A 14,766-nucleotide genomic window follows, 5' to 3' on the forward strand; every position below is an offset into this window, starting at 1 on the left:
TCCTGGGTTCGACCGGTTGTGCTCAGCGCTCAGTGCTCAGTGCTCAGTGCCCGTGACCGTGCCCTTGCTGCCCAAGCTCCGAGGCGAACAGCGACAGGTTCGGTGTCCCGAGTCCGACCGCCGGGTTGTACAGGGTGTGCGGCGTGCCGGTGTAGAAGATGTTGTCGCTGCCGGTGCCGCTGGTGTTGATCGGCGTGACCGGCGAGTTCGACCCGCGGGCGAGGTGATACATCATCGGGTTCCACAGGCCTACCCGGTGGCCGAGGGCTTGGTCGATCACCGCGGTGCTGCCGTTGAACTGCGGGGCCACGAAGCTCGTGCCACCCCAGCCGGACTGCAGCGCTGCCGACCCAGCGGGCACGGCGCTCGGCTCATAGAGCAGGTATCCGGTCTCCGGATCGGCGTTGGCGGACACGTCCGGCTCCGCTCGACCATTGCTGAATCCGGTGGTCACCGACGGGTTCGGGTTGAACGACCACGTCGTGGGAGCGGTGATGCCCTGCACATTCTGGTATCCGGTCGGCGTGAGGTACTTCACCGCCGAGAACCTGTTGATGCCCGGAATCTGCTTCTGGTAGGACGGCATCCCCTCGAACGTGCTGTAGCCGCCACCGCCACCGACGACGTGAGACTCGGCTGCGGTCGCCAGCGGCACGTCGTCAAGCGTGGCGATCGGCTGCCAGAGGTAGTCCCAGCCCCAGGCCCGTTCGGCGGGAACCGACACCGGGACGGTGCCGCCCAGCTTTCCCGACCACGGGAGTGTCGTGCCTCCGGCGGAGGTCACATACGGACTGTCGGCCGGCGTGTCCACGGCGAGGTTCGTCGTGCCCAGGTCGGTGGATGCGGTGTAGGCACCTTCGTCTCCGGCGGACAGGAAGGTCGACTGGCCCTGCGCGCCGAGCTCGAGGTAGGCCTCGTCATACGCCGTCTGCAGCGCCGGGGTCTCCACACCGGACGCGATGGCGGCCTGCACGATGGTCTCCGACTCGCCCCAGCTGGACGACACCGAGCCCGCAACGTTCTGGCTGGCAGCGGTGAAGAACGCGTCCGCCCAGCCCGCGTCGGTGTTCGGCGCCTGGTAGACGATCACATTGGCTCCTGGCGCCACGCCGCCCGACTGCTCGACGTCGAGGTCGGTCTCGCCGCTGCCCGCGGTATCGCTGGGAGCCCCGGGGCCGCCGTCGATGTTCTGGATCGACACGGTGCGACCCGTGCTGGGTACGTGAGCGTATTTCTTCCAGAACGTCTCCGGCGCGCCCCGATCCAGTGCGGCGAGGGTGACGATCCCGATGGTCTGACCGCTGCCGTCGGCGCCCGACTTGTAGAGCTTGTTCATGCCGTACTTGCCCGCATAGTCACTGGGCAGGTTGCAGCCGGCGACCGGCCCCGTGACCGGGCACGCCTGGGCGGATCCGCTCGCCTTCGCGGTGAGGCCTGGGCTGACGTGCACGGACTGGCTGCTGAACGGACTGTAGTTGGACAGGCCGAGCACCGCGGTGACCATCCGCGCGACCGAGCGCGGAAGCATCGGCGACTTGTTGGGTGCGTGCACAGTCCGCGCGGGGCGCCGTTGATGGCCGTTCCGAGCGGCCTGGCCGGGCACGCGGTAGTTCTTCTGCGTGACCGACAGCGCCTTGTCGAACTCACCGGCCGTGCCGGTGGCGGACACGTTCACCCCGTTGGCGTACACGGTGGTGGCGATGCCGAAGTGCTTCAGGTAGTCCGTCAGCTCCCTGATCGACTGCGGACTCTGGCCGTATCGGCGGGCGAACTGCTGAACCGACAGGTCATGGGTGACGCCGCTCTCGACCTGGTTTTCGAGCGAGGACATGCCGCGCTCCTTGAGCACGAACGAGACGGCCTCGGGTGTGTTCGGATCGGTGTTTCCGAAGACACTGCCGCCGGGCAGGCTGCTGGCGGTGACGCCGCCGGCGACGGCAACCAGACCGCCCGGCGACGCAACGGCCGCCGACCCGGCCGCGGCGGTGAGAGTGAGTCCGAGTCCGCCGGCGACGCCGAGCGCCGCCACCTTCCGCGCTCGAGATGGGTTGCGACGTGTCATGAGTACCTGGTTTCTCCGGAGAAACCCGCGCGTGTGGCAACGGGGTAGAACAGCCGGAGCCTATTGGTGATGCGGTCCCGCAACTCAGGGAAACGCCGACATCCCAGGGAACGTTCAGGGTACTGCGGAGCGACTCTGTCTCAACACCGAAGGCGAGACCACGCTTCGCGGTGCCTCGCCTTCGGATCCATTGTCTCAACGTTGAGGGCGAGTCCCCGCTTCGCGGTGACTCGCCCTCAACTCCATTGTCTCAACACAATGTGTGCACCCGGAGAGATTCGAACTCCCAACCTTCTGATCCGTAGTCAGATGCTCTATCCGTTGAGCTACGGGTGCGCGCTGCAATGTCGCAACGTCGAGATACTTTACCCACACCTGCCCCGAGACGCGAAATCGGGTCGCGCCCGAGGGGAGAGGCCGGTCGGCAGAGACGCGTGGCTGCCCGTTCAAGGAGGGCGCGGCATCGATCAGGCGCCGAAGGGGCGGGTGGGCAGCCCGCCCACACCGGGCGTGCAACTGAATACCGCTCCCGCCAGAGGTTGCTCGCCATCCGGCACATTCTCTCGCGTCGTCGTGATGTAAAGGGTCCGTAGGTCCGACCCGCCGAAGGTGCACGCGGTCACGTTGGTGACCGGCAGCTCCACGACCTGGTCGAGACTGCCGTCCGGGGCATATCGGTGAACGGCCGAACCGCCATAGAGCGCGATCCACACCCCACCCTGCTCGTCCATGCATAGCCCGTCCGGGTTGCCCGTCTCCTGCTTGGGCAGCTGCACAAAGGGGCGCCGGTTTGCCAGGCCGCCCTGCGGGGTCCAGTCGAACATCGCGATCTGGTGAGTCGGAGTGTCGTTGAAGTAGACGAGCGAACCGTCCGGCGACCAGGCGATCCCGTTGGAGATGGTCAGGTCCGTCAGCACCTGCGTGGTGACGCCCTCCGTGCTGTAGACGTACATCGACGCGCCACCCTGGTGCTGGTCGTAGGCCATCGTGCCGCAGTAGAAGTTGCCGAGTGGGTCGCAGCCGCCGTCGTTGAATCGCACGCTCGAGTCGGACCAGGTCTGCGGCAATGGCATGACGTCCGAGAGGTCCGGTCGTTCGGCGAGCGCGAATCCGCGCTCCACGCCGATGATTGCGCCGCCGCTGCCGCGTGGCCGAAGCGCCGCGGCGACCTTGCCGACGTGCACCCGATTGACGCCGCCGTCCTCGCGGGGCGAGAGCACGTCGCCGGCCATCATGTCGACATACTTCAGCCCACCCCACTCCGGCCACCAGCAGGGGCCCTCGGCATGGAAGGCATGGGGCTGGGCAATGGGTTCGGCGCGCATGTCCGCCACCTTAGGACCCATCGCTGTGGCAGGGAGACCTAGTGGCAATGCCGTTCGGTTAGCGCCGGTGCGGTGATGTCAAGCCCTTCGCGGCGTTGCGGCCGAACATTGTGACGCAGCCCTTGTAGGAATGGATCTGTCCGCCAAGACCGATCTACCCCACAAGGGCTGCGATGTCTGATTCTGCCACCACTCCTGTTTCCCTGTCCTCGGGTGTCTACGAGCCGGGGCATCTGGGCGAACTGACCCAGGTCGTCCCACCGGAGATGGTCGATGCCGCACTGGAGGCCACCGGCGGCACGCAGCAACGGCTGCGCCGGTTGCCCTCGAGGGTGGTGGTGTACCTGCTGCTGGCCGGTGGCCTGTTCGCCGGTCAGGGGTGGCGGCAGGTGTGGTCTCGCCTGACCACGGGCCTGACGAGCCCGGTGGTTCGCCCGTCGGGGTCGGCGTTGACCGCGGCGATGCGCCGGGTCGGGCCCGGGCCGGTGCGGGAGCTGTTCGCTCTGCTGGCCGGACCCGCAGCAACTCGCGCCGAGCAGGCGGTCCGGTTCGCCGGGCGGCTCGTGGTCGCGATCGACGGCACCCAGATCGCGGTGCCGGACACCGACGCGAACCGGGCCCGTTTCCCCAAGTCGGCCGGTGGCCCGAACGGGGAGCCCGGGTACCCGATGATCCGGTTGCTGGCCCTGGTCGCCACCGGGACCAGGTCGATGATTGACGTGGCCTTTGGGACCGACCGGGTCGGGGAGCTGACCTACGCCGCACAACTGACCCGCGCGCTGACGCGGGGGATGCTGCTGCTGGGCGACCGCAACTTCGCGGCCTACGCCTTCTTCACCCAGATCACCGACACCGGCGCGGACTTTTTGATCCGCGCCAAGACCGGGCACGGCGCGATGAAGCTGCCCGTGCGTCGGCGACTGTCGGACGGCTCCTACCTCGCAGATGCCCACGGGGCCCGGGTCCGCGTGATCGACGCGGAGGTCACGATCACCACCGAGGCCGACACCCGCACCGGGACCTACCGGTTGGTTACCACCCTGCTCGACCCAGACCATGCCCCCGCCAGGCAGCTGGTCGAGCTGTACCACCACCGGTGGCAGATCGAGACCGCCTACTGCGAGCTCAAGTCAACGATCCTCGGTGGCCGGGTGCTGCGCGCCCGTCACCCGTCCGGCGTCGAGCAAGAAGTCTGGGCCCTGCTGGCCGCCTACCAAGTCCTGCGCACCGCGATGAGCGACGCGACCTTGTGCCAGCCCGACGTGGCTCCCGATCGGGCATCGTTCACCGTGGCGCTGCAGGCCGCACGCGACCAGATCATCCAGGCCGCGGGAACCATCGCCGGCACCGCGATCGACCTCGTCGGCCGGATCGGGGCCGCGATCCTGGCCGACCTCCTGCCCGCCCGGCGGATCCGGACCCGGCCACGAGTGATCAAACGCGCGATCTCCAAGTACCGCGCCAAAGGCCGCGACGTTGACCATCACACCTATATCGCGACACTCCACACCACAATCTTGACGCCAGAACCCGACGACTAACCGAACGGCATTGGACCTAGTGGGGCGACTTGTCGAGGGTGGCCTAGATGTCTTCGGCCTTCTCGGTGGTCGGGTCCCACTTGGTGATGTGGTCGTCCTGCCAGCCGCGCATCTTCAGAGCCTGGCGCGCATCGGTGCGATAGGTGGGGGTGAGCCGGTCCAGGTAGAGCTTGCCGTCGAGGTGGTCGGTCTCGTGCTGCAAACAACGCGCGAGCGTGCCACCGTCGGCCTCCACGACCACCTCGTTGCCATCCAGGTCGGTGCCGGTGACTCGTGCCCACGTCGCGCGGGCGGTCGGGAACGCCTCGCCGGGCACCGACAGGCAGCCCTCGCTGCCCTCTTCGGGGTCGGGATCGCCCGGTGGCACCGGTCCACGCTCCAGGACGGGGTTGATGACGTAGCCGCGGTGCGCGGTCCCCGCGCCGTCCTCGCAGTCGAAGACGAAGATCCGCTGACGGACGCCGACCTGGTTCGCGGCCAGCCCTGCGCCGTTGGCAGCCTCCAGGGTGTCGAACATGTCGTCGATCAGGACGCGGGTGGCGTCGGTGATCTCCTTGACCTTCTTGGTGGGCTGGTGCAGAGCCTTGTGCCCGATGATCGTGATCGGCCGGACCGCCATGGGTGGGTACTCCTGGATGATGTGAGGCAGGGCCTCGATGGTACTTGGGGGCAGAGGAAGTGAATCATGCCTCGTCGTCGCGACGACTGCGGTATCGGTGACTCACGGGCTGCGGGGTCGACGCGTCCTCGTTGCTGACCGTCCAACCCTGGTCCGACTCGTAGTGGTCCAGCGGCAGGTCGCCCGCGGGTCTGGGGCGTCGCAGTAGGCGGTGCCGTAGCCGGGTCGTCCGCCTCGGCTCGGGGGGTGTGCCCGCGCCGGTGGGATGCACCCCCAGGTAGTCGCCGTAGCGCCGGAGCGGCAGATCGGTCGGGTCCGCGTGCTCCGCCTCCGTGGCGAGGTCGACCGGCACCAGATGGTCGGCATACGCGTCGTCACTGCGGTCCCCGAAGATCTGGTCGCAGATCGATCGGTAGGTCTCGTCGGGGTGCGGGATGTAGTCGATGCGGCGCATCGCCTGCTCCTGCCCGGCGCTTTCCATCACAAAGCTGCCGTAGCCGAGGATGAGCCCGGGCAGGGACCGGTTGAAGGACATGTCGGTGACCTTCTGCATGGGCATCATCGCCACCTTGTGGTTGATGACCCCGTAGGTCAGCAGCAGTCGGCGGTCGGTGGCGACGAACCACTCCCGCCGCCACTGCCAGAAGCTCCCGGCCGCATAGACCAGCAGCACGAACCAGATCCACCAGGCGGCGTTCGACAGGGTGCCGGCCGAGGCCGGGGTCACCAGACCGATGATGACGACGAGGACGAAACCGACGACGCAGCATACGATCACCTCGGCCAGGCGCGCCCAGTGCTGGTGCACCGCGGCGACCAGGTGTTCGTCATCGAGGAGGTAACGCCGCATGGCCGCGGCACCGCGCGCATCGACCTGATGCATGACCGACCGTCAGCGGTTGAGAATGCTGTTGAAGAAGGCGCCCAGGTTCTTCACGCCGTCGGAGAGGATCTGCCAGCACGAGTGCACGATGTCGGCAGAACGGGTCGGTGAGGTGAAAATGGCATAGACGATGAAGGCAAAGACCACCCAGATGATGATCTTCTTGACCCTCTCGGTCGCCATGGGTCCTCCGGTCTCAGACGGGTGTCGACGCACGGTCGTGCGGGCAGTAGACACCCATTGTGACAGAAGTGGTCAATGTGACTGCCGATGAGCCGAGCCCGGGTGTGTCGAACGGTCTTCTCACCCTACCCGTGGGGTGTTCTGTGGGGTGGCCTAGCCTGCGAGCCATGTCCGATAGTGCGAGCGACCCCAGCATTCTGCTGCGCCGGGCGCTCGATCAGGTGGCCGACACACGACCGGCGGCGCAGATCGCCGCATCCGTCGAGCGGCTGATCACTCGCTATCGGGCCGGCGGCGCCGCCACGGCGCCCATCCTGCGCGACCCGGTCGACGCGCTGGCCTACGCGCTCTATCGGATGCCCTCGACGTACGCCGCGGTGACCGCCGCGTTGGGCCAGGCGAGCCTGCGTTGGGTCCCGGCGGGTCCCGGCGTGCGCACGGTCCTCGACCTCGGCGGCGGCACCGGCGGCGCCGCCTGGGCGGCAACGCGTGTGTGGCCGCAGGCGCGGGTGCAGGTGGTGGACCAGGTGCAGGGGTGCCTCGACCTCGGCCGGCAGCTCGCCGGCGACGATGCGCCGATCTCGTTCGGGTCGTGGCGACTTGGCGAAGCGTTGCGCGACCCCGCGGATGTGGTGACGGTTTCCTACGTGCTGTCGGAGCTGACCGAGCGCCAGCAGCGGGAGATCGTCGACCAGGCGTTGAAGCTCGCCCGGATGGCGGTGCTGGTGATCGAACCGGGCACTCCGGACGGGTACGCCCGGGTGCTGGGCGCTCGCGATCGGCTGCTCGCGCAGGGCTGGACAGTGGTTGCACCGTGTCCCCACCAGGGCGCCTGCCCGCTGGCCGGGTCGGACTGGTGCCACTTCGCGGCTCGGGTCGACCGATCCGCGGTGCACCGCCGTCTCAAGCAGGGCAGCCTCGGTCACGAGGATGAGAAGTTCTCGTATGTCTTCGCCGTCCAACCCGGCCAGCCCGTGCCGGGAGATCCGGCCCCCAGGGTGATCCGCCATCCGGTCAAGCGCAAGGGCCTGGTCGACCTGCAGCTGTGCCGCCCGGACGCCACCGTGGGACGTGCGGTCGTCACCAAACGGCAGGGCACGACATACAAGCAGGCGCGTTCCGTGTCCTGGGGTGACTCCTACACGACGCCGTAGAGCCGGTCGCCGGCATCGCCGAGACCCGGCACGATGTAGCCCTTCTCGTTCAAGTGGTCGTCGATGGCGCCGGTCACCAGCGTGATCGGCACGTGCATACCGTCCATCTCGGCCTCCAGCGCCTTGATGCCCTCGGGCGCCGACAGCAGCGTGACCGCGGTGATGTCGTCGGCGCCCCGTTCGACGAGGTACTTCAGCGACATCGCGAGGGTGCCACCGGTCGCCAGCATCGGGTCCAGCACGTAGCACTGCCGGCCGGACAGGTCGTCGGGCAGCCGGTTGGCATACGTGATGGCCTGCAAGGTCTCCTCGTCGCGCATCATGCCGAGGAATCCCACCTCCGCGCTCGGCAGCAGCCGCACCATGCCTTCGAGCATGCCCAGCCCGGCGCGCAGGATCGGCACCACGAGCGGTTTCGGTGAGGACAGCTTGATGCCGGTGGTCGGGGCGACCGGAGTCTCGATCTCGAAGGGCTCGACCCGCACCTCACGCGTTGCCTCGTAGGCGAGCAGCGTCACCAGTTCCTCTGCCAGCCGGCGGAAGGTGGGGCTGTCGGTGCGCTTGTCGCGCAGATAGGTCAGCTTGTGGGCGATCAGCGGGTGATTGGCGACATGGACGCGCATGGCCCAGACTCTACGCGTGACCAACGCGTCGGAGGCCGACCCGCAGGACCCGAGGTATGCCGGGTGGATGGGCCTGGCGATCGAGCAGGCACGGGCGTCGCTCGAGACCGCCGACGTCCCGGTCGGGGCGGTCGTGCTGACGCCGGACGGCGACGTGCTCGGCCACGGTTGTAACAGCCGCGTGGCCGACGGCGATCCGCTGGCGCATGCCGAGATTCTCGCGATCCGATCGGCCGCGCAGGCTCGTGGCCACTACCGCCTGGACGACACTTTGATGTGCGTCACGCTGGAGCCGTGCTTGATGTGCATCGGCGCGATCATGCAGGCCCGCATCGGCCTGGTCGTCTTCGGCGCGTGGGACCCGAAGGCCGGCGCCTGCGGCAGCGCGTGGGACGTTACGGGCGACAACCCGTCGCCACTGCATACGAGCGCAGTCGGGGGTGTGCGGCAGCAGGAGTGCGCCGCGCTGCTGACGGACTTCTTTCGGGCGCGGCGCGCGGAGCGACGCGGGTAGGCCGCACAAGAGGTCGGGCCCAGACGGTGTCTGTGCCCGACCTCTTGGTGTAGTGCCGGTTTCGTGTGGCGCCGGTCAGATCGCTGCCGGCTCCGGGCCGTCCACCTCCAGCTCGGGCTCCGCGAGGATCTCGCGCACCCGGTCACCGGGCAGCTGGCAATACCAGGCCACCGCGAGCACCACCGCAGTGAGGATGATGTTCGCGATGATGCCGCCGTTGAACCCGTAGACGTTCGCCTGGCCGGCGTTGGTCGTCGACGTACCTGAGTAACTTCCGAGGTAGCTGACCAGGAGAATGCCGGCGAACCAGAGGAGTACCCACCAGCCGTACCTGAAGTCCAGCTGCGGTGCGCGCCGGATCGGGCCCCGGTCGGTGAGTTCGAAGATCCCCAGCAGCACGTAGCCGAGAACCACCGCGCACATCATCTTCCAGACCTGGTCCCAGCCGGCCCAGTACATGATCAGGTTGGTGGACAGCAGCGCCAACGGGGCGATGATCCACACCCCCTTCGCACGGTAGGGGCGCTCCACCTCGGGGATCTGCTTGCGGAAGGTGAGCAGCGCGATGGCGCCGCTGCCGAAGGACAGCACGGTCAGCGAGGTGACGATGCCGACCAGCGCCTGCCAGCTCGGGAACGGCAGGAAGAAGATGCAGCCGACGACCCAGGCCAGGATCAGGCTCGGCCACGGCACGCCGTTGTCGTTGACCTTCGCCAGCACGGCCGGAGCGTTGCGGTTGCGGCCCATCGCGTAGGACATCCGGGCGGTGACGCTGGTGTAGATCAGGCCGGTGTCACCGGGGGAGATGAAGGCGTCGGCGTACAGCAGGCCGGCCAGCCAGCTCATGCCGAGCACCGTGGCCAGCGTGGCGAGCGGGCTGAAGTTGCCCGCGTCGCTGCCGGTCTTGATCAGGCTGCCGACGTCGTGCCAGCCGTGCGCGGCCAGCGCCGTCGGGTCCTGGGCGCCGATGAAGGCGACCTGCAGGAGGATGTAGAGGACGCCGCAGATCACCACCGAGCCGATCAGCGTGAGCGGGACGTTTCGCTTCGGGTTGTCCGTCTCACCGGCCAGCTCGATGCCCTGGCGCCAGCCCAGGAAGGAGAAGGCGATGCCTGCGGCCGGGATGGCCTCGAAGGCACTCTTGATCCCGTACGGCGCGAACCCGCTGCCGTCCTTGGTGTGGAGGCTGAAGTTACCGAAGTGGAACGTGGACACGATCACCGCGACGATGACCAGCACCATCATCGCGAGCTTCCACCAGACCATCGTGTTGTTGATGCGGGCGAACCACTTGACGCCGAGATAGTTGATCGCCACGAACAGAGCCATCAGCGCGATCGCGATGATCAGGCCGGTTCCGGTGAGGGTGGCGTTGGCGTGCTCCAGCCAGTGCAGGTAGGACGCCGCGTAGGTCAGCACCGCGGAGACCTCGACCGAGGCGACGGCGGCGCAGGACAGCCAGGTCACCCAGCCCATGGAGTAGCTGGCGAACGATCCCCAGGCGTAGTGCGGGTAGCGGGCGACGCCTCCACTGCGAGGGAACATCACACCCAGCTCGGCGTAGCTGAGGCCGATCAGCAGGAACATGATCGTGCCCACGATCCAGGAGATGATCGCGGCCGGGCCGGCCTGCTCGGACGCGTGCAGGGAGCTGAACAGCCACCCGGAGCCGATGATGGAGCCGATCGCGGTGAACAGAAGCCCGACCGTGCCGAATTCCTTCTTCAGGCGAGCATCATCGCCTGAAACGGTGCCGCCACCACCCTCTGTTTTGACAGACATTGTCAGTCTCCTCTCGGGTCGCGTGTCTTGGCGACCTGCACGACTACTGCCGGGGCACCGCCGTTCCGCTGACCCGATCGATACGGGCCTCCGGATCGACGACTGATGAACTCGACCACCGACGTCTCCTTCCTTCGCCGGTCATCGACCGGGCTGACTCCCCATTCTGTTCGAATGGCGAGGTAACGCTAGTCCCATCAGTCACTCCGTGCAGGGATATACGGGCATTTGATGCAAAATTGCCGCAAAGCCCGACGAGGGTTGGCAATCGGTCCGAACCGTCGATTCCGCCTGCTCGCAAGTCACTATTCGCGCAGTGCCGATTCGCCGTCATCGGAGGCGGAGGCGCGGCACTCACTCCTGCCAGGGGTAGAACGGCGGCAGGTCCCGCGACGCCGATCCGGTGAACTGCGCCGGCCGCTTCTCCAGGAACGCGTGCACGCCTTCGACGCCGTCGTTCATGCTCGTGTAGTACATGGCCAGCGAGTCGATCCGGTGCGCCTCCAACGGGTGCGGCTGGGCCGCGTTGCGCCACATCATCTGACGGGTCAGTGCGATGCCGACGGCGGAGTGACCGTCGACGAAGGAGTGCGCCAGGGCGTATGCCGCGGGCAACAGCTCGTCGGGTTCGTGCACCGAGCGGACCAGGCCACCGTCGTGGACCTCGTCCGCGCTGAGAATGTCGGCGCGGTAGGACCACTCGAGTGCTCGTGAGATGCCGACGAGTCGCGGCAGGAACCAGGAGGAGCAGGCCTCGGGGACGATGCCGAGACGGCCGAAGACAAAGCCGACGCGAGCCTTCGACGAGGCCAGTCGCACGTCCATCGGCAGCGTCATGGTGGCGCCGATGCCCACGGCCGCGCCGTTGATGGCTCCGATCACCGGTTTGGTGCAGGCATACATCGCCAGCGTCACACGGCCACCCGTATCCCGCACGCGGGCCTTGATGTCCGGATCGTCGAGGCGCTCGTGCATGTCCTCGAGCGTCGGGTCGTGGTCGACCCCGAGACCGAAGACGTTGCCGGTCGCGGACAGGTCCATCCCGGCGCAGAACGCGCGACCGGCGCCGGTGACGACCACCGCGCGGGCGTCGTCGTCGGTGTTGACGCGGGTGTAGGCATCGACCAGCTCGTCGGCCATCTGCACGGTGAAGGCGTTGAGCTGGGAGGGTCGGTTCAGCGTGATGGTGGCGATGCCGTCCCGCGTGGTGTAGTCGATCGTCTCGTAGGTCATTCGCCGATCATCCCCGACGCATCCGCCCTACTCCAGTTGTGCACTTCCGCTCCAAAGGCGCACCTACAGCTGCGCGGTTGGAGCGAAAGTGCACAATCGGGAGGAGGGATCGGTTCGGGCGCGAGCCGTTATCCGAGGCGCCGCTTGAGCAGATCCTCCAGCACGTGGAAGTGCTTCTCGGTCGCGTCCTCGTTGTAGGTCGCCGTGTCGGCCATCGTGTAGCCGTGCGCCGCGCCGGCATACACCTCGGAGGTGTAGGTCACCCCGGCACGGTCGAGGGCGGCCTCGAGCTCTTCGATGGCTGCGGCCGGCATCGAGCGGTCGTTGTCCGCGTGGCCGAAGACGAGCTCGGCCGACACCTTGTCGGCCAGGAGGTGTGGGCTGTCCGGGCCGTCGGTGACCAGGCCGCCGGCGTGGAACCCGCCCGCCGCAACCACCTTGTCGGGGTAGGTTGCCGCGGTCACGAAGGACAACCGGCCGCCCATGCAGTAGCCGGTCGTGCCAACGGCGCGCCCGGTCACGCCCGGCTGCGCCTGGAGCGCGTCGAGGTAGGCGCCCGCATCGCTCATCGCCTGCTCGGTGGACAGGCTCTTGACCCGCGTCATGGCGTCGGCGAAGAACGCCTCACGGTTCTCCGGCACGCTCAGGTCGGTCTTGGGTGCGAGGTCGGCGGCCTTGCCGGTGCGGTAGAAGAGGTTCGGTGTCAGCACGACATACCCCCAGCTCGCGATCCGGTCGGCCATCTCCTCGATCCGCGGGCGAAGCCCGATCGCGTCGATGAACAGCAGCACACCCGGGTGATCGCCGTTGTCCGGTCGGCTCAGATAGGCATCTGCGACACCGTCCGGGGTCGTGATGGAGGTTGTTTCGCTGCGCATCTCTGCTCCTCGTTGGTCGTGGTCCGTGCACGAGGTTACGACCCGGACTTGTGTGAACGGTCAACGACCGGTAGGCAGGGGGCATGGATCAGATTCGGCTCGGCGACAGCGGCCTCAAGGTTTCGCAGATCATTCTCGGATGCATGAGCTTCGGCGACCCGGCCCGTGGCAACCACCCCTGGTCGCTGGACGAGCAGTCGTCGCGCCCCTTCATCCAGCAGGCGCTCGAGGCCGGCATCACGACCTTCGACACGGCGAACGCCTACTCGGACGGCAGCAGCGAGGAGATCGTCGGGCGCGCACTGGCGGACTTCGCTCAGCGGGACGAGATCGTGCTGGCGAGCAAGGTCTTCATGCCGATGGGGCAGGGACCGAGCCAGTCGGGCCTGTCCCGGGCCGCGATCATGGCGCAGATCGATGCCAGCCTGCGACGGCTGGGCACCGATCACGTCGACCTCTACCAGATCCACCGGTGGGACCCGCATACGCCCATCGAGGAGACGATGGAGGCGCTGCACGACGTGGTGAAGGCGGGCAAGGCGCGCTACCTCGGTGCCTCCTCGATGTATGCGTGGCAGTTCGCGAAGGCGCAGTATGCCGCCGACCTCGGCGGCTGGACCCGGTTCGTGTCCATGCAGGACCAGTACAACCTGCTGCAGCGCGAGGAGGAGCGGGAGATGCTGCCCTTCTGCGAGGACCAGGGCGTCGGCGTCATCCCGTGGAGCCCACTGGCCCGTGGCCGGCTGACTCGCCCGTGGGGCGAGCACACGCAGCGCACGGAGACCGACGACTTCGGCAAGCGGCTCTACCAGCAGGCCGAGGACGCGGATCGGGCGGTCGTAGACGTCGTGGGCGCGATCGCGTCCGACCGTGGTGTGTCCCGTGCGCAGGTGGCGCTCGCCTGGGTCCGTCAGCAGGGGGCTGTGACGGCGCCGATCGTCGGTGCCACCAAGCAGTCGCACCTGACCGACGCCATCGCCTCCGCCGAGCTCGAGCTCAGTGGCGAGGAGTTGCGGCGGCTCGAATCGCCGTACACGCCGCGAGAGCCGAACGGATTCTGACCACCGTAGTTGCAGCGGGGACAGGAAGCTGACCGGTGGCAGCCCTGGTCGAGGTCACGTCGACGGGCACCGGGCGTTCGTGCCCGGTGATCGCCGTGAGCCGACCGGTATGGCGGCTGCTTGCCGAGCACTCGCGGCTGCGGGTCCACTCGGTGTTCAGCACGGCCGTGAACCTCCGCTGCGGCAAGCGGCTCGTCACGTGCACCTCTGGCGGGGTGCGGGCGCCGCACGGCGTCGACCTCACGTCGGCCGGCCTGGACCGGCTTCGGCGAGTTGGCGGCGCAGGCAACGAGGTGGAGTTTCGCGGGCAGCCCGGTGAGACCTCCGCGAAGCGGCCTCCCCCGGACGGCTCAGCGGGTCCGCTCATCTACGACCCGAACGTCCCGGTGATCCCGTTGGAGGTTGCGCGGCCGGCGGCTCGACGGTTGCTTTCCCAGCTCGCGCGGACACGGCCGGCAACCGGATTTGGCACGGTGTGGCCGGATCTCAGCCACGACCCGGCGCTCATCTCAGTGGCCTCGTCGGTGCGTCGCGGCAAGGTTGACGCCGCGGTCGTCGACTGCCTCGGCCGGGGTCCGGGCCTGACGCCGAGCGGGGACGACTTCCTGGTCGGCGTACTGGCTGCGCTATGGGCTGTTCAAGCGGTCGACGTGGTGCGCATGGGTGATCTGGCGCCGATGCTCGAGACAGCGGCCCGAAACCGCACGACCGACATCTCGGTGGAGTACCTGCACTACGCCTGCTCCGGGATGGCGACCGGAGCGCTGCGTGCCGTGCTCGCCGCGCTCGGGCACGGGGATTTCGCAGCCGTGATCGACGCGGTGGACCGGTTGCGGCGCTTCGGACACACCTCGGGCATGGACGCCCTGCTGGGAGTCGTCGTCGCACTGACGACGTGACCGGGCGCG

14 protein-coding genes and 1 tRNA gene are annotated in these 14,766 nt (G+C 67.9%); 5 read left to right on the plus strand and 10 right to left on the minus strand.

Annotation, left to right across the window (positions count from 1 at the left end):
• Positions 1 to 43 precede the first annotated feature (43 nt).
• The 3 genes from FGL98_RS04725 to FGL98_RS04735 form a co-directional block, all read right to left on the minus strand.
• On the minus strand, positions 44 to 2,062 hold the full coding sequence (locus tag FGL98_RS04725) for a S53 family peptidase (RefSeq protein ID WP_146315584.1): 2,019 nt from the start codon (positions 2,060 to 2,062) through the stop codon (positions 44 to 46).
• A 263-nt stretch (positions 2,063 to 2,325) separates the two neighbouring features.
• A tRNA-Arg gene (locus tag FGL98_RS04730) sits at positions 2,326 to 2,398 on the minus strand.
• Positions 2,399 to 2,529: 131 nt separating this feature from the next.
• Positions 2,530 to 3,387, minus strand: coding sequence for an SMP-30/gluconolactonase/LRE family protein (locus tag FGL98_RS04735; RefSeq protein ID WP_146315585.1), 858 nt, complete (start codon positions 3,385 to 3,387; stop codon positions 2,530 to 2,532).
• Between the two features lie 173 nt (positions 3,388 to 3,560).
• Here FGL98_RS04735 and FGL98_RS04740 point away from each other — a divergent pair, with 173 nt between their 5' ends.
• On the plus strand, positions 3,561 to 4,928 hold the full coding sequence (locus FGL98_RS04740; protein ID WP_146315586.1) for an IS4 family transposase: 1,368 nt from the start codon (positions 3,561 to 3,563) through the stop codon (positions 4,926 to 4,928).
• A 43-nt stretch (positions 4,929 to 4,971) separates the two neighbouring features.
• Here FGL98_RS04740 and def read toward each other — a convergent pair whose 3' ends face one another.
• From def to FGL98_RS25245, 3 genes are all read right to left on the minus strand, one after another.
• Positions 4,972 to 5,547 (minus strand): peptide deformylase, encoded by a 576-nt coding sequence (def, locus tag FGL98_RS04745; RefSeq protein ID WP_146315587.1) that lies wholly within the window; start codon positions 5,545 to 5,547, stop codon positions 4,972 to 4,974.
• Positions 5,548 to 5,611: 64 nt separating this feature from the next.
• Entirely contained in the window at positions 5,612 to 6,397 is a 786-nt protein-coding gene (locus FGL98_RS04750) for a PH domain-containing protein (protein ID WP_222432013.1), read from the minus strand.
• 42 nt (positions 6,398 to 6,439) lie between these two features.
• Positions 6,440 to 6,613, minus strand: a complete 174-nt coding sequence (locus FGL98_RS25245) for a hypothetical protein (RefSeq protein WP_186525980.1) — start codon at positions 6,611 to 6,613, stop codon at positions 6,440 to 6,442.
• A 167-nt stretch (positions 6,614 to 6,780) separates the two neighbouring features.
• On the opposite strand from FGL98_RS25245, the gene FGL98_RS04755 reads away from it, so the two are divergent.
• Positions 6,781 to 7,767, plus strand: a complete 987-nt coding sequence (locus tag FGL98_RS04755) for a small ribosomal subunit Rsm22 family protein (RefSeq protein WP_146315589.1) — start codon at positions 6,781 to 6,783, stop codon at positions 7,765 to 7,767.
• Here FGL98_RS04755 and upp read toward each other — a convergent pair.
• The gene (gene upp / locus FGL98_RS04760) at positions 7,752 to 8,390 is read right to left on the minus strand and encodes a uracil phosphoribosyltransferase (RefSeq protein WP_146315590.1); all 639 of its coding nucleotides are present in this window, start codon (positions 8,388 to 8,390) and stop codon (positions 7,752 to 7,754) included. The two genes, FGL98_RS04755 and upp, sit on opposite strands and share 16 nt — an antisense overlap.
• A gap of 16 nt (positions 8,391 to 8,406) precedes the next feature.
• Between upp and FGL98_RS04765 the strand changes: the two genes are divergently transcribed.
• The gene (locus FGL98_RS04765; RefSeq protein ID WP_342779946.1) at positions 8,407 to 8,904 is read left to right on the plus strand and encodes a nucleoside deaminase; all 498 of its coding nucleotides are present in this window, start codon (positions 8,407 to 8,409) and stop codon (positions 8,902 to 8,904) included.
• Positions 8,905 to 8,979: 75 nt separating this feature from the next.
• On the opposite strand, the gene FGL98_RS04770 is transcribed toward FGL98_RS04765, so the two are convergent.
• The 3 genes from FGL98_RS04770 to FGL98_RS04780 form a co-directional block, all read right to left on the minus strand.
• On the minus strand, positions 8,980 to 10,686 hold the full coding sequence (locus tag FGL98_RS04770) for an APC family permease (protein ID WP_146315591.1): 1,707 nt from the start codon (positions 10,684 to 10,686) through the stop codon (positions 8,980 to 8,982).
• Between the two features lie 354 nt (positions 10,687 to 11,040).
• The gene (locus FGL98_RS04775) at positions 11,041 to 11,919 is read right to left on the minus strand and encodes a crotonase/enoyl-CoA hydratase family protein (protein WP_146315592.1); all 879 of its coding nucleotides are present in this window, start codon (positions 11,917 to 11,919) and stop codon (positions 11,041 to 11,043) included.
• Positions 11,920 to 12,047: 128 nt separating this feature from the next.
• Complete coding sequence (locus FGL98_RS04780; RefSeq protein WP_146315593.1) at positions 12,048 to 12,797, minus strand: dienelactone hydrolase family protein; 750 nt, start codon at positions 12,795 to 12,797, stop codon at positions 12,048 to 12,050.
• Between the two features lie 83 nt (positions 12,798 to 12,880).
• On the opposite strand from FGL98_RS04780, the gene FGL98_RS04785 reads away from it, so the two are divergent.
• Both FGL98_RS04785 and FGL98_RS04790 read left to right on the plus strand, forming a co-directional pair.
• Positions 12,881 to 13,858, plus strand: a complete 978-nt coding sequence (locus FGL98_RS04785; protein WP_146315594.1) for an aldo/keto reductase — start codon at positions 12,881 to 12,883, stop codon at positions 13,856 to 13,858.
• A gap of 35 nt (positions 13,859 to 13,893) precedes the next feature.
• Positions 13,894 to 14,757 carry an oxamate carbamoyltransferase subunit AllH family protein gene (locus FGL98_RS04790; RefSeq protein WP_146315595.1) on the plus strand — a complete coding sequence of 288 codons (864 nt, stop codon included), beginning with the start codon at positions 13,894 to 13,896 and terminating at the stop codon, positions 14,755 to 14,757.
• The last annotated feature ends 9 nt before the right edge of the window (positions 14,758 to 14,766 follow it).

Source organism: Leekyejoonella antrihumi (assembly GCF_007845645.1).
Taxonomy (GTDB): domain Bacteria; phylum Actinomycetota; class Actinomycetes; order Actinomycetales; family Dermatophilaceae; genus Leekyejoonella; species Leekyejoonella antrihumi.